The organism is Zobellella denitrificans (assembly GCF_002407485.1).
Taxonomy (GTDB): Bacteria; Pseudomonadota; Gammaproteobacteria; order Enterobacterales; family Aeromonadaceae; genus Oceanimonas; species Oceanimonas denitrificans.
On record NZ_CP012621.1, the window covers coordinates 2,915,472 to 2,935,654 of the forward strand.

The window sequence follows — 20,183 nt, forward strand, 5'->3', positions numbered from 1 at the left end:
GTCCAAAACGCATGTCCCTTGCCGTAATTCAAAGAGTGCCATGAGCAAAAAACTTCATATCAAAACCTGGGGCTGTCAGATGAACGAGTACGATTCATCCAAGATGGCCGATCTGCTGGACGCCAGCCACGGCTACCAGCTCACCGAGGAAGCGGAAGAGGCCGATGTGCTGCTGCTCAACACCTGCTCCATCCGCGAAAAGGCCCAGGAGAAGGTGTTCCACCAGCTCGGCCGCTGGCGGCCGCTGAAAGAAGCCAACCCGCGTCTGGTGATCGGCGTGGGCGGCTGCGTCGCCTCCCAGGAAGGTGAAGCCATCCGCTCCCGCGCGCCCTTCGTGGACATCGTGTTCGGGCCCCAGACCCTGCACCGGCTGCCGGCCATGATCAAGTCCGTGCTTGAGGGCCGCGGCGCCCAAGTGGACGTGAGCTTCCCCGAGATCGAAAAATTCGACCGCCTGCCCGAGCCCAGGGCCGAAGGCGCCACCGCCTTCGTGTCCATCATGGAAGGCTGCTCCAAGTACTGCTCCTTCTGCGTGGTGCCCTATACCCGCGGCGAGGAAGTGAGCCGGCCGCTCGACGACGTGCTCTATGAAATCGCCCAGCTCGCCGAGCAGGGCGTGCGCGAGGTCAACCTGCTGGGCCAGAACGTCAACGCCTACCGGGGCGAGACCCATGACGGCGACATCTGCAGCTTCGCCGAGCTGCTGCGCCTGGTGGCGGCCATCGACGGCATCGACCGCATCCGCTACACCACCAGCCACCCCATCGAATTCACCGACGACATCATCGAGGTGTACAAGGACACCCCCGAGCTGGTCAGCTTCCTGCACCTGCCGGTGCAGAGCGGCTCGGATCGCATCCTCACCCTGATGAAGCGGCCGCACACCGCCCTGGAATACAAGTCCAAGATCCGCAAGCTGCGCGCGGCCCGGCCCGACATCACCATCAGTTCCGACTTTATCGTCGGCTTCCCCGGGGAAGAGGCGGAAGACTTCGAGAAGACCATGAAGCTCATCGAGGACGTGGGCTTCGACATGAGCTTCAGCTTTATCTTCAGCCCCCGCCCGGGCACCCCGGCCGCCGATCTGCCCGACGACGTGCCGATGGAGGAGAAAAAGGAGCGGCTGTACCGGCTGCAGAATGTGATCAACAACCAGGCCCAGCAGATCAGCCGGCAGATGCTGGGGTCCACCCAGCGCATCCTGGTGGAAGGCCCCTCCAAGCTCAACCCCATGGAGCTGCGCGGCCGCACTGAGAACAACCGGGTGGTCAACTTCGAAGGGCCCCATCGCCTTATCGGCGGCTTCGCCGACGTGGAGATCACCGAGGTGATGCCCCACAGCCTGCGCGCTACCTTGCTGCGCGGCGAGGACGAGATGGATCTGCGGGTGCAGGTGTCACCCCAAAGCATCCTCTCCCGCCGCCCCGACGGCGTGGCCGACGAGGTCGGCGTGGCGACCTTTACCCCTTAACGACAGCTGGAAGCTGGAAGCTGGAAGCCGTTGGCGCAGGAATAGCGATTGACAACGGCTTCCTGACATCAAAAGCTATTCTAGCTTCTAGCTTCTAGCTTCTAGCTTCTAGCTTCTAGCTTCCAGCTTCCGGCTTTTGAAAGGAGTTACCTTGACCCCCAACGTCACCCATCTGGAACTCGAACTGCAACCGGCGGACGGCCAGCGCCTGGCCAGCCTGTGCGGCCCCTTCGACGACAACCTCAAGCAACTGGAGCGCCGCCTGGGCGTGGAGATCAACTACCACAACCAGCACTTCCAGATCCTGGGGCCGACCCACCTGGCCCAGGTCACCGGCGAGCTGCTCAAGCGGCTCTATGTGGAGACCCAGCCGGTCAAGGGCCAGGCCGTGCCCGACGTCACCCCCGAGCAGGTCCATCTCGCCATCAAGGAGAGCCGGGTGCTGGAGCAGGATGCCGAGCCCGACAGCGGCTACCAGTACGGCAAGGAAGTGACCATCAAGACCAAGCGGGGCATGATCAAGCCGCGCACCCCCAACCAGGCCCAGTACGTGGCCCATATCCTGACCCACGACATCACCTTCGGCATAGGCCCGGCCGGCACCGGCAAGACCTACCTGGCGGTGGCCGCCGCGGTGGACGCCCTGGAGCGCCAGGAGATCCGCCGCATCCTGCTGACCCGGCCGGCGGTGGAAGCGGGCGAGAAGCTCGGCTTTCTGCCCGGGGATCTGAGCCAGAAGGTCGACCCCTACCTGCGCCCCCTGTACGACGCCCTGTTCGAGATGCTGGGCTTCGAGCGGGTGGAGAAGCTTATCGAGCGCAACGTCATCGAAGTGGCGCCGCTCGCCTACATGCGCGGCCGCACCCTGAACGACGCCTTTATCATCCTGGACGAAAGCCAGAACACCACGGTCGAACAGATGAAGATGTTCCTGACCCGCATCGGCTTCAATTCCAAGGCGGTGATCACCGGCGACATCACCCAGATCGACCTGCCGCGCAATGCCAAGTCCGGCCTGCGCCACGCCATCGAGGTGCTGAGCGAGGTCGAGGGGCTGTCGTTCAATTTCTTCCGCGCCGAGGACGTGGTGCGGCACCCGGTGGTGGCCCGCATCGTGCGCGCCTACGAGGCCTTCGACGAACAGCAGAAACGCGAACGTCATCCCGATGAGGACAAGAAAGCATGACCCTGTGGCTGGATCTGCAAATCGCCTGCGATGAGGCCCCCGGCCTGCCGGGCGAGCAGGAATTCGAACGCTGGCTGAGCGCGGCGCTGGCCGGCGAGCGCATGGATGCCGAAGTCACGGTACGGCTGGTGGACGAGGCGGAAAGCCGCGAACTCAACCGGGACTATCGCGGCAAGGATTATGCCACCAATGTGCTGTCCTTTCCGTTCGAGGCGCCGCCGGGCATCGATCTGCCCCTGCTGGGCGATCTGGTGATCTGCCGCCAGGTGGTGGAGCGGGAGGCGGTGGAGCAGAACAAACCGTTGCAATCCCACTGGGCGCACATGGTGGTGCACGGCTGCTTGCATTTACTCGGCTTTGACCATATTAAGGATGACGAAGCCGAGATAATGGAATCCAAAGAGATAGCGATACTGGCCGGTCTGGGCATCGCCAATCCCTATCAAGACGACGAGGAAGGTTAACGAAGTCCATGAGCGACGACAATTCGAACTCAGAAAACGGTTCGTCCAGCAAGAAAAACTGGCTTGAGCGACTCGGCCAGCTTTTTCAGGGCGAACCGAAGAGCCGTGAAGAACTGGTGGAAGTGATTATGGATGCGGGCGAGCGCGAGCTTATCGACCAGGACACCCAGGACATGATCGAGGGGGTGCTGGAGGTGAGCGAGCTCAGGGTGAGGGACATCATGATCCCCCGCTCCCAGATGGTGACGGTAGAAAAGTCCCAGCCGGTGTCCAGCTTCCTGCCCATGATCATCGAGTCCACCCACTCCCGCTTTCCCGTGGTCAACGAAGACAAGGATCACATCGAAGGCATACTGCTGGCCAAGGACCTGCTGCAATACGGCTTCGGCCTCACCGACGAGCCCTTCGCCATCGAAAAGGTGCTGCGTCCGGCGGTGGTGGTGCCCGAGAGCAAGCGGCTCGACAAGCTGCTCAAGGAATTCCGGGAAGAACGCTACCACATGGCCATAGTGGTGGACGAGTTCGGCGGCGTCTCCGGCCTGGTCACCATCGAGGACATCCTCGAGCTTATCGTCGGTGACATCGAAGACGAGTACGACGCCGAGGAAAGCGCCGAAATCCGCCAGATCAGCAAGCGGGTCTACGCGGTGGCGGCGCTCACCGACATCGAGGACTTCAACGAATTCTTCCATACCCACTTCAGCGACGAAGAGGCCGACACCGTCGGCGGCATGGTGATGCACGCCTTCGGCCACCTGCCGGCCAAGGGCGAACAGGTCGAGATCGAGGGCTTCGTGTTCAAGGTCGCCCACGCGGATCGTCGACGCCTGCTGCAGTTGCAGGTTAAGATACCGGACAGTCAGGAAACCTCCTCCTCGGAGCCAGCATAGTGCGCACCTTGTTGCCAACCTTCGGGGCCCTGCTCAGCGGGGCCCTCGGCGTTTTAGCCTTCAGCCCCTTCGACCTCTGGCCGCTGGCCCTGGTGTCGCTGCTCGGCCTCTTTCTCGCCACCCAGAGCGCCACCCCGGCCGTCGCCGCCAGGCGAGGCTTCGCCTGGGCCTTAGGGCTCTTCCTGCCGGGACTGTGGTGGATCCATGTCAGCATGACCATGTTCGGCGGCCTGCCGCTGCCGGCCGCCTTTTTCCTGGTGGCGCTGCTGGCCGCCTACCTCAGCCTCTATACCGCTGCCGCCTGCTGGCTGGGCCAGCGCCTGGTGCCTTCGCCGGCCCTGCGGGTGCTGCTGGTGCTGCCGGCCCTGCTGGTGGCGGCCGACTGGCTGCGCGGCTGGGTGATGACCGGCTTCCCCTGGCTGTGGTTCGGCTACAGCCAGTTGGAAGGGCCATTGGCCGGGCTGGCGCCGGTGCTGGGGGTGCAGGGCATCAGCTGGCTGCTGTGCTTTTCCGCCGGCGCCCTCTGGCTGCTCGGCCGTCGCCGGTGGTGGCCGGGGCTGGCCGCCCTGGCGCTGTGGACCGCCGTGCTGGGCCTGGGCCAGATCCAGTGGGTCAGCCCGACCCAGAGCAGCCGCTTCGCCCTGGTGCAGGGCAATATCGAACAGTCGCTCAAGTGGATACCGGGCCAGTTGGAACTGAGCCTTGAGCGCCACCTGGGCCTTACCCTGCCGGAGCAGGACGCCGACCTGGTGATCTGGCCCGAATCGGCCCTGCCGTCCTCCGAGCAGCACCTGGCACCCTGGCTGAACGAGGTGGACGCCCTGATGCGGGAGCGGGGCCAGAGCCTGCTGACCGGCATCGTCTCCCGCCCCGGCGACGGCGAGGTCTACAATGCGGTCATCGCCCTGGGTCAGAGCCCGGTCCCCTACGGACCGGGTCACGGCAACCGCTACTACAAGCAGCAACTGGTGCCCATCGGCGAGTTCGTGCCCTTCGGCGACCTGCTGCGCCCGCTCGCGCCCTTCTTCGATCTGCCCATGTCGTCCTTCTCCCGGGGCGAGCCGGAGCAGCCGGATCTGGACGCCGCCGGCCGCCACTTCAGCGTGGCCATCTGCTACGAGGTCGCCTTTCCGGGGCTGGTGCGGGCCAACATGAAGCCGGATACCGACTACCTGCTGACGGTGTCCAACGACACCTGGTTCGGCCAGTCCATCGGCCCCTGGCAGCACCAGCAGATCGCCCGCATGCGCGCCCTGGAGCTGGGCCGGCCGCTGATCCGCGCCACCAACAACGGGGTCACCCTGGTCACCGACGAGAAGGGCCGTATTACCGCCAGCCTGCCCCAGTTCGAGCCGGGCGTGCTGCGCGCCGAGGTGACCGGCATGACCGGCCTCACCCCCTATGCCCGCTTCGGCAGCGCGCCCCTGGTGGCCTGGCTGGCCCTCAGCCTGCTGCTGGCCGGGGCCTACGGCCGGCGCCGGCAGCCCGCCTGGCGGCTGGAAGGAAGACGGCTGTTCAAGTAGGAACGGTGGCGGCGGCCGTGCCGCCCCACGCCCGGCTCAGGGCCGCAGGGGCCGGCGGATGAAGGTGTCGTGGCCGCATTCCAGGCAGGTGGTCAACACCTCGGGGTGACTGATCTCGTGGACGTGGGCGCACAGGGTGCAGTCGTACAGGCCCGGGCCCACTACCTCGCCGGCCCGGTATTCGCCGTTGTGCTCCAGATCCTGTACGAATTCCCGCCATTCCAGCTGGCTTTTGTCGGTGGCATTGGCCAGCCACCCCCACACCGTCTCACGGATCCGCCGGTAAAACAGGCTGTCCCTGAACTCCTCGCCGCTGTACTCGGCCAGGTCCCGCTTCACGTACTCGGCGATCAGCGCCAGCTCGTCCTTGGTCAGGTCCCCGGCCGCCTCCATGTAGGCCTGGGTCTTCTCCACCATCTCCTTGATGGTGGTGTTCTCGGCCGCCTCCCACTGCCGGTGCAGCTCCTCCACAAAAGCCTCGTAACCCTTCCTGTGCTTGTCGTCTTTTTCACTCATGGCAGTTTCCTCCGTCGAGCCGGGGCGGCTATTGTTGCTTGTTACCCCCTGGGGTATTCTATGCCGATTTATCCTGTGTGTTAGCACCCAATTCACGGAACCGGATGTCACCGATGCAAGAGCAATACAATCCCCAGAACATTGAGCCCGAAGTGCAACGCTTTTGGGCCGAGCAGCAGACCTTCAAGGCAACCGAGCAGCCGGGCAAGGACAAATTCTATTGCCTGTCCATGTTCCCCTACCCCTCAGGTCGGCTACATATGGGGCATGTGCGTAACTACACCATAGGTGACGTCATCTCCCGTTATCAACGGCTGCAGGGCAAAAATGTGCTGCAACCCATCGGCTGGGACGCCTTCGGCCTGCCTGCCGAAAACGCCGCCATCAACAACAAGACGGCCCCGGCCCCCTGGACTTACGAAAACATCGACTACATGAAGAACCAGCTCAAGCGGCTGGGCTTCGGCTACGACTGGGATCGGGAGCTGGCCACCTGCACCCCCGAGTACTACCGCTGGGAACAGTGGTTTTTCACCAAGCTGTATGACAAGGGCCTGGTGTACAAGAAGACCTCCTCGGTCAACTGGTGCCCCAACGACGAAACCGTGCTGGCCAACGAGCAGGTCAACGACGGCTGCTGCTGGCGCTGCGACACCCCGGTGGAGCAGAAGGAAATTCCCCAGTGGTTCATCAAGATCACCGACTACGCGGAAGAGCTGCTCAACGACATCGAGACGCTGGACGGCTGGCCCGAGCAGGTCAAGACCATGCAGCGCAACTGGATCGGCCGCAGCGAGGGGGTAACCCTGCGCTTCGCGGTGGACGGCCAGGATGAGGGCCTCGAGGTCTACACCACCCGCCCCGACACCCTGTTCGGGGTGACCTACGTGGGCGTGGCCGCCGCCCATCCGCTGGCCGCCCGCGCCGCCGAGCACAACCCCGAGCTCGCCGCCTTTATCGAGGAGTGCAAGCACCACAAGGTGGCGGAGGCCGAGATGGCCACCATGGAAAAGAAGGGCATGGCCACCGGCTTCTACGCGGTGCACCCGCTCACCGGCAAGCAGGTGCCCATCTGGGTCGCCAACTTCGTGCTGATGGACTACGGCTCCGGTGCCGTCATGGCGGTGCCCGCCCATGACCAGCGCGACTACGAGTTCGCCACCAAATACGGCCTGGACATAGTGCCGGTGATCAAACCCGCCGACGGCAGCGAGCTCGACATCGGCGAGGCCGCCTACACCGAAAAAGGCGTGCTGTTCGACTCGGGCGAGTTCAGCGGCCTGACCTTCGAGCAGGCCTTCGACGCCATCGCCGGCGCCCTGGCGGAAAAAGGCCTGGGCCGCAAAACGGTCAACTACCGCCTGCGCGACTGGGGGGTGAGCCGCCAGCGCTACTGGGGTGCGCCCATCCCCATGCTCAACCTGGAAGACGGCTCCGTGGTCGGCGCCCCGGAAGAGACCCTGCCGGTGGTGCTGCCGGAAGACGTGGTGATGGACGGCATCAAGAGTCCGATCAAGGCCGATCCCGGCTGGGCCAAAGCCACTTACCATGGCCAGCCGGCCCTGCGCGAAACCGACACCTTCGACACCTTTATGGAGTCCTCCTGGTACTACGCCCGCTACTGCAGCCCCGACTACGATCAGGGCATGCTGGACGTGGACAAGGCCAACTACTGGCTGCCGGTGGATCAGTACATCGGCGGTATCGAGCACGCCTGCATGCACCTGCTGTACGCCCGCTTCTTCCACAAGCTGCTGCGCGACACCGGCCTGGTCGAGTCCGACGAGCCGTTCAAGCGCCTGCTGTGCCAGGGCATGGTGCTGGCCGACGCCTTCTATTACACCGATGACAAGGGCGGCCGGACCTGGGTCAGCCCGCTGGACGTGACCGTCGAGCGGGACGAGAAGGGTCGTATCAAGCGCGCCGTGGACCAGGAAGGCCGCGAGCTGGTGCACACCGGCATGACCAAGATGTCCAAGTCCAAGAACAACGGCATCGATCCCCAGGTGATGGTGGACCGCTACGGCGCCGACACCGTGCGCCTGTTCATGATGTTCGCCTCCCCCGCCGATCTCACCCTGGAGTGGTCCGACTCCGGCGTCGAGGGCGCCCAGCGCTTCCTCAAGCGGCTGTGGAAGCTGGTGTACGAGCACCAGGCCCGCGGCCCGGTGGCGGCGCTCGATCTGGCCCGCCTCGACAACGGTCAGAAGGCCCTGCGTCGGGAGCTGCACAAGACCATCAACAAGGTGAGCGACGACGTGGGCCGCCGCCAGACCTTCAACACCGCCATCGCCGCCATCATGGAGCTGATGAACCAGCTGGCCCGGGTGGACATGGACGACGAACAGAACCGCGCCCTGCTGCAGGAAGCGCTGGAAGCCGTGGTGGTGATGCTGCATCCCATAGCGCCCCATGCCTGTTTCGCGCTGTGGCAGGCCCTGGGCCATGAGGACATCGACCACGCCAGCTGGCCGGTGGCCGACGCCGAAGCCCTGGTGGAGGACGAAAAACTGGTGGTGGTGCAGGTCAACGGCAAGGTCCGCGGCAAGGTGACCGTGGCCGCCGACGCCGATCAGGCCGCGGTGGAAGCCGCCGGCAAGGCCGAGGACAACGTGGCCCGCCACCTGGACGGCAAGACCATCCGCAAGGTGATCTACGTGCCCGGCAAACTGCTGAATATCGTGGCGAACTAAAAGCTGGAAGCTGGAAAAGGAGTGCATAACGGCTTGATTATTCAAGCCCTTCTCTTCACGCTTCCGGCTTCAAGCTTATCGCTGTTTTTAAAGGAGTTGTTATGCTCACTCGAATCAAGGCTGGGGGGCTAATCGTCCTGACCCTGCTGCTGGCCGGCTGCGGCTTCCAGCTCAGGGGCGGCGACAACCTGCCGCCCGAGCTGCAGCGGCTGGCGCTGGCCGGGGACGACAAGACCCCCTTCTATCGCCTGGTCTCGGCCCGGCTGCAACGGGCCGGGGTCCAACTGGTGGAGCCGGACGGCGCCACTCCCGTGCTGACCCTGGCCCCCCTGGGCCAGGGCAATACCGTCGCCTCGGTCAACGCCCGGGCCGATACCCTGGAATACGCCATGCGCTTCGGTACCCGCTTTACCCTGGACATGCCCGGCGAGCCGCGCCAGGTGTTCAACGTCGCCTTCAACCGCAGCTTCCTGGACAAGTCCGACCAGGCGCTGGCCTCCAGCCGTGAGCGGCAGCAGTTGCAGGATCAGATGGAGCGCGAGGCCGCCGAGCAGATACTGCGCCAGCTGAACCGCCTGTCGTTCTGATGCGCCTCTACCCCGAGCAGTTGCCGCAGCATCTCAAGGGCGGGCTCGCGCCCTGCTATTTCATCTACGGTGACGAACCCCTGCTGAAGATGGAGGCGCTCGACCAACTGCGGCGGACGGCCCGGGAGCAGGGCTTCGACGAGCGCCACCGTTTCGACGCCGACGAGGGCCTGGACTGGGACCTCGTGTTCGATGCCAGCCAGTCCCTGAGCCTGTTCAGTGCCCGCCAGATCATCGAACTCCACCTGCCGGACAAGCTCGACAAGACCGCCTCGGAGCGGCTGCGGGAACTGCTGCGCCAGAGCCACCCGGATCTGATGCTGCTGATCGCGGGCCCCCGGCTCAACCAGCAGCAGCAGAAAGCCGCCTGGTTCAAGGCCCTGGCCGAGGCCGGCCCCCTGGTGCCGGTAACCACCCCCGATGCCCGCCACCTGCCCCGTTGGCTGGGCCAGCGGCTGCACCGGCATGGCCTGCAGGCCGAACCCGACGCCCTGCACTGGCTGGCCTACGCCTTCGAGGGCAACCTGCTGGCCCTGGCCGGGGAGATTGAAAAACTGAGCCTGCTCGCCCTGCCCCAGCCGCTGACCCTGGCGGCGCTGCAGCAGCAGGTCCAGCCCCACCATCACTTCAACCCCTTCCAGCTGTTCGATCCCCTGTTGCAGGGCAAGATAAAGCGCGCCTGCCGCATCCTGCTGCAACTGCGCCAGGAAGGGGTGGAAGCCGGCATGTTGTGCCACCTGCTGGCGCGGGAGCTGGATCAGCTGCAGCAGTTGCAACTGGGCCTGCAGGCGGGCCAGTCCTTCCACCAGGCTGCCGCCGCCCTGCATGTCTGGTCCAGCCGGCAGCCGCTGCTGCAGGCCGCCCTGGGGCGGCTGCCGCCGTCCAAGCTGCATCAGCTGCAGGTCATGCTGGCCGCCGCCGACCAGGCCGTGGCCGCCTTCGATGACGACGAAGCCTGGCGCTGGCTGTACGCTGTCTGCGTCGGCTTTCTCGACGATCACCCCCTGGTCATTTCACCATGAGCAAACCCATCGGCCTGCTGGGCGGCACCTTCGATCCCATCCACATCGGCCACCTGCGCCCGGCCATCAGCGCGCTGGAGCGGCTGGGGCTGAAGGAGGTGCGGCTGCTGCCCAACTATATCCCGCCGCACCGGACCACTCCGGACAGCGCCCCCGCGCACCGCCTGGCCATGGCCCGGCTGGCGGCGACCCAGACCCCGGGCCTGGTGGTGGACGATCGCGAACTCAGGCGAGACCGTCCCTCCTACACCATAGAGACGTTGATCGAACTGCGCCGGGAGCTGCCCGCCACGCCCTTGTGCTTCCTGATGGGCATGGACTCGCTCTGTTCGCTCAACAGCTGGCATCGCTGGCGGGAGCTGCTCGACCACACCCACCTGGTGGTCAGCCACAGGCCCGGCTGGGAGCCCGATTTCAATGACGACATCGCCGCCCTCTACCGGACCCACGGCACCCGGGACGCGGAGCTGCTGCACCGCCGCCCGGCCGGTTGCATCTACCTGATGGACAATCCCCGGCTGGAGGTGTCCTCCACCCAGATCCGCGAACTGCTGCGCGCCGGGAACAATCCGCAATATTTGTTGCCTGATCCGGTAGCGGTCTATATTCGAGATAAGGGACTCTACCAAGGGCCCGTGTTATAATCCGCCGCCAATTGGAATCGAGGAGAAAACCCCTTTGCAAGGTCACGAATTGCATGCCTTTATCGTCGACAAGCTCGACGATCTCAAAGCCCGGGACATCCAGGTCCTGGACGTCAGCGGAAAGTCCACCATCACCGATTGCATGATCATCTGCTCCGGCAACTCCAGCCGCCATGTCAACGCCATCGCCGAGCACCTGGCCACCGAAGCCAAGCATGCCGGCCTGCACACCCTGGGGGTGGAAGGCAAGGGCGCCGGCGAGTGGGTGCTGGTCGATCTGGGTGAAGCCATAGTGCACGTGATGCAGGAAGAAACCCGCGACTTCTACCAGCTTGAAAAACTCTGGGGTGGCAGCGCCGTCGGGGCCCTGGCCTGATGAAATTGCAGTTGGTGGCGGTCGGCACCAGGATGCCGGCCTGGGTATCCGACGGTTTTCAGGAGTATCAACGCCGCTTTCCCCGAGATCTGCCACTGGAGCTGGTCGAGATCCCGGCCGGCAAGCGGGGCAAGAATGCCGATATCGACCGCATCCTGCACAAGGAAGGGGAGCAGATGCTGGCTGCCGTGGGCAAGTCGGCCCGCGTCGTCACCCTGGACATTCCGGGCCGGCCCTGGAGCACCGAGCAACTGGCCGAACAACTGACCCGCTGGCAACTCGACGGCCGGGACGTGGCCATTCTGATCGGCGGCCCCGAAGGCCTGGCGCCGGCCTGCAAGGCCACCGCCGAACAGTCCTGGTCGCTGTCGCCACTGACCCTGCCCCATCCCCTGGTGCGGGTGGTCGCGGCCGAGAGCCTGTACCGGGCCTGGAGCATCAATAACAACCATCCCTACCACCGAGAATAAGAATGGCAAAAGGCCGGGTAAAGATGCGCGATCACGGCGCCGAATCCTCCCTGTTCTGGCGCCGGGCGTTGATCTCCTTCATGGGCATAGTGCTGCTGATGGGGGTGTTGCTCGCCAACCTCTATCACCTGCAGGTCAACGAGCACCAGACCTATCAGACCCGCTCCAACGACAACCGCATCAAGGTGGTGCCCATCGCCCCCACCCGCGGCCTTATCTACGATCGCAACGGGGTGCTGCTGGCGGAAAACCGTCCCATCTACAGCCTGGAAATCACTCCCGAACAGGCCCGGGATCTGGAAGGTACCGTCGACAGCCTGATCGCCCTGCTGGAGCTGGATCCGGAGATCAAGGAGCGCTTTCTGGCCGACGTGCGCCGCCAGCGCCGCTTCAACCCCATAGTGCTGGTCAGCCGCCTGACCGAAGCGCAGGTGGCCCTGTTCAGCATCAACCAGCACAAGTTTCCGGGCGCCTCGATAGAAGCCTACCTGAAGCGTTTCTACCCCTATGGCGCCACCTTCACCCACGTCATCGGCTATGTCGCCCGCATCAACGACAGGGACGTGGAGCGGCTGCGGGAAGAAAACAAGCTGGCCAACTACGCCGCCACCCGGGACATCGGCAAGCTGGGGGTCGAGCGCTACTACGAAGACCTGCTGCACGGCCAGGCCGGCTACCAGGAAGTGGAGGTCAACAACCGGGGCCGGGTGATCCGCACCCTCAAGTACCAGCCGCCCGTCCCCGGCAGCGACATCTACCTGAACATCGACATCGGCCTGCAGCAGAAGGCCCAGAAGCTGATGGCCGACCGGCGTGGCGCGGCGGTGATCATGACCCCCCAGGACGGCAAGGTGCTGGCCCTGGTGTCCAGCCCCAGCTACGATCCCAACCCCTTCGTGCACGGCATCAGCGGCCCCGAATACCGGGCCCTGCTCAACGATCCCAACCGTCCCCTGATCAACAGGGCCAGCCAGGGCATCTACGCTCCCGCCTCCACCGTCAAGCCCATGCTGTCGGTGATGGGGCTGAACGAGGGCGCCTTCACCGCCGGCACCCGTTTCTTCGGCGGGCCCCACTTCCAGATCCCCAACACCAGCCGCAAGTTCCGCGACTGGCGCCGCTGGGGCCACGGCTGGATGGACGTGTACCGGGCCATCGAGATCTCGGCCGACACCTTCTACTACGATCTGGCCTACCGGCTGGGAATAGACACCCTGCACGACTACATGACCCGCTTCGGCTTCGGCCAGTTCTCCGGCATCGACCTGCACGAGGAAGCCAGCGGCATCATGCCGTCCCGGGGCTGGAAACAGGCCCGCCACAAGCAGCCCTGGTACCAGGGTGACACCATTTCGGTGGGCATCGGCCAGGGCTACTGGACCGCCACCCCGCTGCAGCTGGCCCGGGCCACCGCCATCATGGTGGACAGGGGCGAGACGGTGCATCCCCGCCTGCTGCACGGCATCAAGGGGCCGGACGGCATGATCCCCATGCCGATCAGCAAGGGCGAGCCCATCCTGCTCAAGCAGGACAGCTTCTGGGACGTGGGCCTGGCCGGCATGTTCCGGGTGGTGCACGGCAGCGAGGGCACCGCCCGCCGGGCCTTCCTCGACAGCCCCTACAAGGCCGGCGGCAAATCCGGCACCGCCCAGGTGTTCAGCCTGGCGGAGAACCAGCAGTACGATCACGACAACACCAAGGAGCACCTGCGCGACAACGCCCTGTTCGTGGCCTTTGCCCCTTACGAACACCCCGAGGTGGTGGTGTCGGTGGTGCTGGAAAACGCCGGCGGGGGCAGTTCCAACGCCGCCCCGGTGGCCCGCGCCCTGCTCGATCTCTATATGCTGCCCGCCCTGGCGCAGAACGAGGAGCCCAGCAAAGATGAATAAACACCGCCGCCGCCCGCTGTGGGAGCTGCTGCACCTGGACTGGCCGCTGCTGCTGGCCCTGCTGCTCCTGCTGGGCGCCAGCATGGCCATCCTCTATTCCGCCACCGGTGAGGATCTCGACGCCGTTACCCGTCAGGGCATGCGCATCGGCCTGTCCCTGGTGGTGATGCTGGTGCTGGCCCAGCTGCCGCCCGGCTTCTACGCCCGCTGGGCTCCACCGGTGTTCGCCCTGGGGGTGCTGCTGCTGGTACTGGTGCTGCTGGTGGGCGACATCGGCAAGGGCGCCCAGCGCTGGCTGGAGGTGGGCTCTTTCCGCTTCCAGCCCTCGGAGATCATGAAGCTGGTGATGCCGATGATGATAGCGGCCTACATCAGCCGCTATCCGCTGCCGCCCAACCTGCTGCACCTGTTCCTGGCCCTGGGGCTGGTGGTGTTTCCCACCCTGCTGATCGCCAAGCAGCCGGACCTGGGCACCTCCCTGCTGGTGGCCGCCTCGGGCTTTTTCGTGATCTTCCTGGCGGGCATGTCCTGGCGGCTGATCCTGGCGGCGGCGGCGGCCATGGCCGCCTTTCTGCCCGCGCTCTGGTTCTTCCTGATGCACGACTACCAGAAGCGACGGGTTCTGACCCTGCTCAACCCCGAGAGCGATCCCCTGGGCGCCGGTTATCATATCATCCAGTCCAAGATTGCCATCGGCTCCGGCGGCACCTGGGGCAAGGGCTGGCTGCAGGGCACCCAGTCCCAGCTGGAATTCCTGCCCGAGCGGCACACCGATTTCATTTTCGCGGTGCTGAGCGAGGAATTCGGCCTGGTCGGGGTCAGCCTGCTGATGCTGCTGTACCTCTTTATCATCGGCCGCGGCCTCTATATCTCGGTCCAGGCCCAGGGTGCCTTCGCCCGCTTGCTGGGCGGGGCCCTGACCCTGACGTTTTTTGTCTATGTGTTCGTCAACATCGGCATGGTCAGTGGCCTGTTGCCGGTGGTGGGCGTGCCCCTGCCGCTGATCAGCTACGGGGGTACCTCCATGGTGACACTGATGGCCGGATTTGGCATTCTCATGTCCGTTCATACCCATAAGCGCCTGTTGGCGAAATAAAAGGATTACCGAATGCGCCTTGCCCTTTTTTCCGCGGCCGTCCTCCTGACTTCTTCCATTCACGCCACCGAGCCCAACGGCGAGCAGCAGCAATGGCTTGAGGAGCTTTCCGGCAAGTTCGAGCTGCCCCTGGCCGAGCTGACCCAGGCCATGAGCCAGGCCAACTACCAGCAGGGCATCATCGATGCCATGACCCGGCCGGCGGAAGCCAAGCCCTGGCACCAGTACCGGCCCATCTTCCTCACCGAGAAACGGCTGCAGCAAGGGGTGGCCTTCTGGCAGGAGCACCGGGAGCTGCTGGAGCGGGCCGAGCGGGAGCTGCAGGTGCCGGCCCAGATCATCGCCGCCATCATCGGGGTGGAAACCTTCTACGGCGCCCACATGGGCGGCCACAAGGTGCTCGACGCCCTCTATACCCTGGGTTTCCATTATCCGCCCCGCGGCCTCTTCTTCCGCTCCGAGTTCGGCCACTACCTGCAACTGGCCAAGGAGCAGGGCTGGACGCTGGATGAACCCAAGGGCTCCTATGCCGGTGCCATGGGCATGGGCCAGTTCATCTCCTCCAGCTACCGCCACTACGCCGTCGACTTCGACGGCGACGGCCACATCAACCTGTTCGAGGCGACCGATGCCATCGGCAGCGTGGCCAACTATTTCCACGAACACCGCTGGCAATGGGGCGAGGATGTCGCCTACCCGGCCATGGTCACCCAGCCCGACGCCGCCGAGGCGCTGCTGGACCCGGCCCTGGAGCTCAAGCACAGCTGGGCCGAGCTGGTCGCCGCCGGCGTGCTGATCGAGCCGGAGCTGGATGCCGGCACCCCGGTCAAGCTGATCAAGCTGGACGGCGTGGAAGGCCCCGAATACTGGGTGGTCAGGCATAACTTTTACGTCATTACCCGCTATAATCGCAGTCCTTTGTACGCCATGGCGGTTTACCAACTGAGTGAGCAGATCAAGCAGGCTTATGAACAATCTCACTAAACACCTGGTTCCCCTGGCCGCCCTTTTGCTGGCGGCCTGCAGCAGCCAGCCGCAACAACACCAGGGCAAGGACGCCGCCTGGGACAAGGAAACCGCCGGCGGCCGTTATGCCCTGCGCCAGGACAAGGCACCCAAGGCGCCGCCCAACCTGGATCATGTCAAGGACGCCGTGCCCCGCTACGAGCCCTACAGCCGCCAGGGCAACAAGGACTACAACGTCTGGGGCCAGGATTATGTGGTATGGCGGGACGTGGAAAACTACAAGGACGAAGGCCTGGCCTCCTGGTACGGCTCCAAGTTCCACGGCTACCATACCTCCAACGGCGAAGTGTACGACATGTACACCATGACCGCGGCCCACAAGCACCTGCCGCTGCCTTCCTTCGTGCGGGTGACCAACACCAGCAACGGCAAGCAGGTGGTGGTGCGGGTCAACGACCGGGGTCCCTTTCATGAGGGACGCGTTATCGACCTGTCCTATGCCGCCGCCTACAAGCTCGGCATGCTGGAGACCGGCACGGCGCCGGTGAAGGTGGAACTGATCAAGGTGGCGCCCAGCGGCCAGGAGACCCGGCTGGCCCAGGCCCATGGCGGCCGCCATATCCAGTTGCTGGCCACCCGCTCCGCCGATACCGCCAAGGAGCTTGCCGCCCGCCTGAGCAAGGAGTATGGTTTCCCCGCCCGGGTGGAGCGCCGTTCGGAGTGGTACCGACTCCAGATGGGCCCGATACCGGCCAACAAGACCGAGGACACCCTGGCCAGGCTGATCGCCGCCGGCTATTCCCAGGCCTATTTCCTGAACTGACAGAGCTTTTTTTATCCTAGACGGCAGATACTGCCCATAAAAACAGGGAACCGACAGACGTTATGCGCATGGTTAACACTCTCCCCTCTTTGTTTCTGGCCGGCCTGGTGTCGTTCTCGGCACAGGCCCAGACGGTAGCCCCCATGATCCCCGAGCCGCCGGCCATCGCCGCCAAGTCCTACGTGCTGATGGACTACGCCAGCGGCCAGGTACTGGTGTCCCAGAACGCCCATGAGCAGCTGCCACCGGCCAGCCTGACCAAGATGATGACCTCCTATATCCTCGGCCAGGCGCTGCAGGAAGGTAAGGTCAAGCGGGAAGACATGGTGACCGTCAGCGAAGCCGCCTGGGCCCAGAACTTTCCCGGTTCCTCGGTGATGTTCCTGGAGGTGGGCAAACAGGTCAGCATCGATGATCTCAACCGGGGCATCATCATCCAGTCCGGCAACGACGCCACCATCGCCGTGGCCGAGCACCTGGCCGGCAGCGTCAACTCCTTCGCCGATCTGATGAACTCCTGGGCCGCCCGCCTGGGCATGAAGGACAGCCACTTCGTCACCCCCCACGGCCTGCACAGCGACGAGATGCTCACCACCGCCTACGACATGGCGCTGCTCGGCCAGGCGCTGATCCGCGACGTGCCGGAGGAATATGCCATCTATGCCGAGAAGTCTTTCAGCTTCAACGGCATCACCCAGCACAACCGCAACTCCCTGCTGTGGGATCAGTCATTGAACGTGGACGGCATCAAGACCGGCCACGTCAGCCAGGTGGGCTACAACCTGGTGTCTTCCGCCACCAAGGACGACATGCGCCTGATCGCCGTGGTGATGGGGGCGGCCAACGAGCGGGTAAGGGCCGCCGAAAGCAAGAAGCTGCTGACCTACGGTTTTCGCTTCTACCAGACCCTGACTCCCTACCAGGCCGGCACCAAGCTGCTCGACCAGCGCATCTGGATGGGTGACAAAAACAGCGTCGCCCTGGGCGTGGACAAGGCGGTGGCGGTGACCATTCCCCGCGGCCAGGCCCAGAACCTGCAGGCCGACTTTACCCTCGACCAGGCGCTGAAGGCGCCCCTGGCCAAGGGCGAGCAGGTGGGCACCCTGCACCTCAAGCTGGCCGGGGAAGACGTGGTCACCCTGCCCCTGGTGGCGCTGGAAGAGGTGGAGCAGGGCGGGCTGTTCAGCCGCCTCGTCGACTATATCAAGCTGCTGATCCAGGGGCTGTTCAGCTGAGTTGAGCCCTCACTTTCACGCCGAGAGCCGGAAGACGCAGGTCTTCCGGCTTTTTGCTTCTGGCCCTGGCGCCATGACCCTGCAACTTGCCGGTTTTAGAACAACCGGTTTTGTGATAAAAATGCGACACAGGTTGTGGAAATGCTTTCCTCCGCCCATCGAACACCGCACGTTGTAAAGGTTGCCATGAACACCAAATTTGATGAGTTGCTCGAATTCCCCTGCCGTTTTCCGTTCAAGGTACTGGGCCTGGCCGATGCCCGCCTGCCCGACATGGTGGTGGAAGTCCTGCAGCAGCATGCTCCCGGCGATTACAGTCCCCAGATCCGTCCCAGCAGCAAGGGCAACTACCATGCGGTGACCGTGCACGTCACGGTACACAGCAAGGAGCATGTCGAGCTGCTCTATCAGGAGCTGGGCAAACTGGACCTGGTCAAATACGTACTCTAGGACGCCGCCATGCAGCAGGATCATCTCACCGTCAGACACTGGGGGCAGGCCTCTTACGAGCATGTCTGGCATACCATGCGGCTCTTTACCGACCGCCGGGATGAACACACCGAGGATGAATTCTGGCTGGTGGAACACCTGCCGGTCTTCACTCAGGGCCAGGCCGGCAAACCCGAACATATCCTGAACCCGGGCGACATCCCCCTGGTCCAGACCGACAGGGGCGGCCAGGTCACCTACCACGGTCCCGGCCAGCTGGTGCTCTACCTGCTGCTGGACGTGCGCCGCAAGAAGCTGGGCGTGCGCAACCTGGTCACCGCCATGGAAAGCTCCATCGTCAAGCTGCTGGCCCTCTACCAGATAGACGCCTATGCCAAGCCCGACGCCCCCGGCGTCTACGTGGGCGAGAGCAAGATCGCCTCGCTGGGCCTGCGGGTACGGCGCGGCTGCTCCTTTCATGGCCTGGCCCTCAACGTCAACATGGATCTGACGCCCTTCCTGCGCATCAACCCCTGCGGTTACGCGGGCATGGCCATGACCCAGTGCTGCGCCCTCGGCGGTCCCCAGAGCCTTGAAGAAGCCCAATCCCGGCTGGTACCCTTGCTGGCAGAGCAGCTTGGCTATCAACATCTCTACTACACCACAGAGAAACTGAAATTATGAGCAAACCTGTACGCGTCGAGCCCGGCGTAAAATTGCGTGACGCCGACAAGATGGCCCTGATCCCGGTCAAGTACATGCCGGAAGCGGAAGAGGAAGTGCTGCGCAAGCCGGAGTGGATGAAGATCAAGCTTCCTCCCAGCAACCAGCGCATACAGGGGCTCAAAAACATCATGCGCGAGAACAAGCTGCACTCGGTGTGCGAGGAAGCCTCCTGCCCCAACCTGCCCGAGTGCTTCAACCACGGCACCGCCACCTTTATGATCCTGGGCGCCATCTGTACCCGTCGCTGTCCCTTCTGCGACGTGGCCCACGGCCGCCCGCTGGCGCCGGATCCGGAAGAGCCGGCCAAGCTGGCCAAGACCATCAAGGAGCTGGGCCTGAAATACGTGGTGATCACCTCGGTGGATCGGGACGATCTGCGTGACGGCGGCGCCCAGCACTTCGCCGACTGCATCCGCGCCATCCGCGAGCAGAGCCCCAACACTAAGATCGAGATCCTGACCCCGGACTTTCGCGGCCGCATGGACACCGCGCTGGAGATCCTCAAGGACACCCCGCCGGACGTGTTCAACCACAACCTGGAAACCGCGCCGCGCCTGTACCGGGTGGCTCGCCCCGGCGCCGACTACAAGTGGTCGCTGGAGCTGCTGCGCCGGTTCAAGGAAATGCATCCCCAGGTGGCCACCAAGTCCGGCCTGATGATGGGCCTGGGCGAAACCAACGAGGAAATCGTGGAGGTGCTCAAGGATCTGCGTGCGCACAACGTGACCATGCTGACCCTGGGCCAGTACCTGCAGCCGAGCCGCCACCACCTGCCGGTGAAGCGCTACGTGCCGCCCGCCGAGTTCGACGAACTGAAAGCCGTGGCCGACAGCATCGGCTTCAGCCACGCCGCCTGCGGCCCCTTCGTCCGCTCTTCCTACCACGCGGATCTGCAAGCCCAGGGCGTGGAAGTGAAATAAATACGTGAGGAGCGAGGGGGTATCGCCTCCAGCCTGACGACAACAAAGGAGCCGAAAGGCTCCTTTTTAGTATCGATGTGGTCTGATTCTCCCCGGAGAGGCGGCCAGAGGGCCGACTCCACCGGCACGCCGTAAACCCATCCATGGGGGCTCCGCCGCGCTTCTGACCGCCAGGGATGGCGGGAATGCCGGAACGGCAGGAGCATTTTCCGGCCCTGGCGCGGAGGGCCGGCGGAGCCGTTCCCTCGGTCCGCCTG

20 protein-coding genes are annotated in these 20,183 nt (G+C 64.4%); 19 read left to right on the top strand and 1 reads right to left on the bottom strand.

Annotated features, from left to right (window positions below; all coding sequences use genetic code 11):
• Positions 1–40 precede the first annotated feature (40 nt).
• From miaB to lnt, 5 genes are all read left to right on the top strand, one after another.
• Positions 41–1,471 carry a tRNA (N6-isopentenyl adenosine(37)-C2)-methylthiotransferase MiaB gene (gene miaB / locus AN401_RS13780; protein ID WP_096779682.1) on the top strand — a complete coding sequence of 477 codons (1,431 nt, stop codon included), beginning with the start codon at positions 41–43 and terminating at the stop codon, positions 1,469–1,471.
• Between the two features lie 151 nt (positions 1,472–1,622).
• Positions 1,623–2,657, top strand: a complete 1,035-nt coding sequence (locus AN401_RS13785; protein ID WP_096779683.1) for a PhoH family protein — start codon at positions 1,623–1,625, stop codon at positions 2,655–2,657.
• A complete protein-coding gene (gene ybeY / locus AN401_RS13790) occupies positions 2,654–3,121 on the top strand; it encodes an rRNA maturation RNase YbeY (protein ID WP_094039773.1) in 468 nt (155 codons plus the stop codon). The genes AN401_RS13785 and ybeY overlap by 4 nt, the downstream gene beginning before the upstream one ends.
• Before the next feature lie 8 nt (positions 3,122–3,129).
• Positions 3,130–4,011, top strand: coding sequence for a CNNM family magnesium/cobalt transport protein CorC (corC, locus tag AN401_RS13795; RefSeq protein ID WP_094039774.1), 882 nt, complete (start codon positions 3,130–3,132; stop codon positions 4,009–4,011).
• Complete coding sequence (lnt, locus tag AN401_RS13800; RefSeq protein ID WP_096779684.1) at positions 4,011–5,534, top strand: apolipoprotein N-acyltransferase; 1,524 nt, start codon at positions 4,011–4,013, stop codon at positions 5,532–5,534. Before corC ends, lnt begins: the two co-directional genes overlap by 1 nt.
• Before the next feature lie 36 nt (positions 5,535–5,570).
• On the opposite strand, the gene AN401_RS13805 is transcribed toward lnt, so the two are convergent.
• Positions 5,571–6,050, bottom strand: a complete 480-nt coding sequence (locus AN401_RS13805; protein WP_094039776.1) for a zinc ribbon-containing protein — start codon at positions 6,048–6,050, stop codon at positions 5,571–5,573.
• Positions 6,051–6,163: 113 nt separating this feature from the next.
• On the opposite strand from AN401_RS13805, the gene leuS reads away from it, so the two are divergent.
• The 14 genes from leuS to lipA all read left to right on the top strand — a co-directional run bounded on the left by leuS (position 6,164) and on the right by lipA (position 19,926).
• On the top strand, positions 6,164–8,743 hold the full coding sequence (gene leuS, locus AN401_RS13810; protein WP_096779685.1) for a leucine--tRNA ligase: 2,580 nt from the start codon (positions 6,164–6,166) through the stop codon (positions 8,741–8,743).
• Between the two features lie 101 nt (positions 8,744–8,844).
• Entirely contained in the window at positions 8,845–9,330 is a 486-nt protein-coding gene (locus AN401_RS13815) for an LPS-assembly lipoprotein LptE (protein WP_096779686.1), read from the top strand.
• Positions 9,330–10,352 carry a DNA polymerase III subunit delta gene (gene holA / locus AN401_RS13820; protein ID WP_094039779.1) on the top strand — a complete coding sequence of 341 codons (1,023 nt, stop codon included), beginning with the start codon at positions 9,330–9,332 and terminating at the stop codon, positions 10,350–10,352. Before AN401_RS13815 ends, holA begins: the two co-directional genes overlap by 1 nt.
• A complete protein-coding gene (nadD, locus tag AN401_RS13825; RefSeq protein WP_094039780.1) occupies positions 10,349–10,996 on the top strand; it encodes a nicotinate-nucleotide adenylyltransferase in 648 nt (215 codons plus the stop codon). The genes holA and nadD overlap by 4 nt, the downstream gene beginning before the upstream one ends.
• A 34-nt stretch (positions 10,997–11,030) precedes the next feature.
• Complete coding sequence (gene rsfS / locus AN401_RS13830) at positions 11,031–11,372, top strand: ribosome silencing factor (protein WP_094039781.1); 342 nt, start codon at positions 11,031–11,033, stop codon at positions 11,370–11,372.
• Positions 11,372–11,842, top strand: a complete 471-nt coding sequence (rlmH, locus tag AN401_RS13835) for a 23S rRNA (pseudouridine(1915)-N(3))-methyltransferase RlmH (RefSeq protein ID WP_094039782.1) — start codon at positions 11,372–11,374, stop codon at positions 11,840–11,842. The genes rsfS and rlmH overlap by 1 nt, the downstream gene beginning before the upstream one ends.
• 2 nt (positions 11,843–11,844) lie before the next feature.
• Positions 11,845–13,731 carry a penicillin-binding protein 2 gene (mrdA, locus tag AN401_RS13840; protein ID WP_096779687.1) on the top strand — a complete coding sequence of 629 codons (1,887 nt, stop codon included), beginning with the start codon at positions 11,845–11,847 and terminating at the stop codon, positions 13,729–13,731.
• Positions 13,724–14,827: a rod shape-determining protein RodA gene (gene rodA / locus AN401_RS13845; protein ID WP_094039784.1), complete on the top strand. Its 1,104-nt coding sequence runs from the start codon at positions 13,724–13,726 to the stop codon at positions 14,825–14,827. Before mrdA ends, rodA begins: the two co-directional genes overlap by 8 nt.
• Before the next feature lie 12 nt (positions 14,828–14,839).
• Positions 14,840–15,811: a lytic murein transglycosylase B gene (gene mltB / locus AN401_RS13850; RefSeq protein ID WP_096779688.1), complete on the top strand. Its 972-nt coding sequence runs from the start codon at positions 14,840–14,842 to the stop codon at positions 15,809–15,811.
• The gene (locus tag AN401_RS13855; RefSeq protein ID WP_096779689.1) at positions 15,795–16,616 is read left to right on the top strand and encodes a septal ring lytic transglycosylase RlpA family protein; all 822 of its coding nucleotides are present in this window, start codon (positions 15,795–15,797) and stop codon (positions 16,614–16,616) included. The genes mltB and AN401_RS13855 overlap by 17 nt, the downstream gene beginning before the upstream one ends.
• Positions 16,617–16,684: 68 nt before the next feature.
• A complete protein-coding gene (locus tag AN401_RS13860) occupies positions 16,685–17,851 on the top strand; it encodes a serine hydrolase (RefSeq protein ID WP_408645715.1) in 1,167 nt (388 codons plus the stop codon).
• A 186-nt stretch (positions 17,852–18,037) separates the two neighbouring features.
• Positions 18,038–18,301, top strand: a complete 264-nt coding sequence (gene ybeD / locus AN401_RS13865) for a DUF493 family protein YbeD (protein WP_094039788.1) — start codon at positions 18,038–18,040, stop codon at positions 18,299–18,301.
• Between the two features lie 9 nt (positions 18,302–18,310).
• On the top strand, positions 18,311–18,964 hold the full coding sequence (lipB, locus tag AN401_RS13870) for a lipoyl(octanoyl) transferase LipB (RefSeq protein WP_094039789.1): 654 nt from the start codon (positions 18,311–18,313) through the stop codon (positions 18,962–18,964).
• Positions 18,961–19,926 (top strand): lipoyl synthase, encoded by a 966-nt coding sequence (lipA, locus tag AN401_RS13875; RefSeq protein WP_094039790.1) that lies wholly within the window; start codon positions 18,961–18,963, stop codon positions 19,924–19,926. The genes lipB and lipA overlap by 4 nt, the downstream gene beginning before the upstream one ends.
• Positions 19,927–20,183 lie beyond the last annotated feature (257 nt).

Coding starts and splice junctions, on each gene's coding strand:
- miaB (WP_096779682.1), top strand. CDS start 41: ATGAGCAAAAAACTTCATATCAAAACCTGGGGCTGTCAGATGAACGAG.
- ybeY (WP_094039773.1), top strand. CDS start 2,654: ATGACCCTGTGGCTGGATCTGCAAATCGCCTGCGATGAGGCCCCCGGC.
- corC (WP_094039774.1), top strand. CDS start 3,130: ATGAGCGACGACAATTCGAACTCAGAAAACGGTTCGTCCAGCAAGAAA.
- AN401_RS13805 (WP_094039776.1), bottom strand. CDS start 6,050: ATGAGTGAAAAAGACGACAAGCACAGGAAGGGTTACGAGGCTTTTGTG.
- leuS (WP_096779685.1), top strand. CDS start 6,164: ATGCAAGAGCAATACAATCCCCAGAACATTGAGCCCGAAGTGCAACGC.
- AN401_RS13815 (WP_096779686.1), top strand. CDS start 8,845: ATGCTCACTCGAATCAAGGCTGGGGGGCTAATCGTCCTGACCCTGCTG.
- holA (WP_094039779.1), top strand. CDS start 9,330: ATGCGCCTCTACCCCGAGCAGTTGCCGCAGCATCTCAAGGGCGGGCTC.
- nadD (WP_094039780.1), top strand. CDS start 10,349: ATGAGCAAACCCATCGGCCTGCTGGGCGGCACCTTCGATCCCATCCAC.
- rlmH (WP_094039782.1), top strand. CDS start 11,372: ATGAAATTGCAGTTGGTGGCGGTCGGCACCAGGATGCCGGCCTGGGTA.
- mrdA (WP_096779687.1), top strand. CDS start 11,845: ATGGCAAAAGGCCGGGTAAAGATGCGCGATCACGGCGCCGAATCCTCC.
- rodA (WP_094039784.1), top strand. CDS start 13,724: ATGAATAAACACCGCCGCCGCCCGCTGTGGGAGCTGCTGCACCTGGAC.
- mltB (WP_096779688.1), top strand. CDS start 14,840: ATGCGCCTTGCCCTTTTTTCCGCGGCCGTCCTCCTGACTTCTTCCATT.
- AN401_RS13855 (WP_096779689.1), top strand. CDS start 15,795: ATGAACAATCTCACTAAACACCTGGTTCCCCTGGCCGCCCTTTTGCTG.
- AN401_RS13860 (WP_408645715.1), top strand. CDS start 16,685: ATGGTTAACACTCTCCCCTCTTTGTTTCTGGCCGGCCTGGTGTCGTTC.
- ybeD (WP_094039788.1), top strand. CDS start 18,038: ATGAACACCAAATTTGATGAGTTGCTCGAATTCCCCTGCCGTTTTCCG.
- lipB (WP_094039789.1), top strand. CDS start 18,311: ATGCAGCAGGATCATCTCACCGTCAGACACTGGGGGCAGGCCTCTTAC.
- lipA (WP_094039790.1), top strand. CDS start 18,961: ATGAGCAAACCTGTACGCGTCGAGCCCGGCGTAAAATTGCGTGACGCC.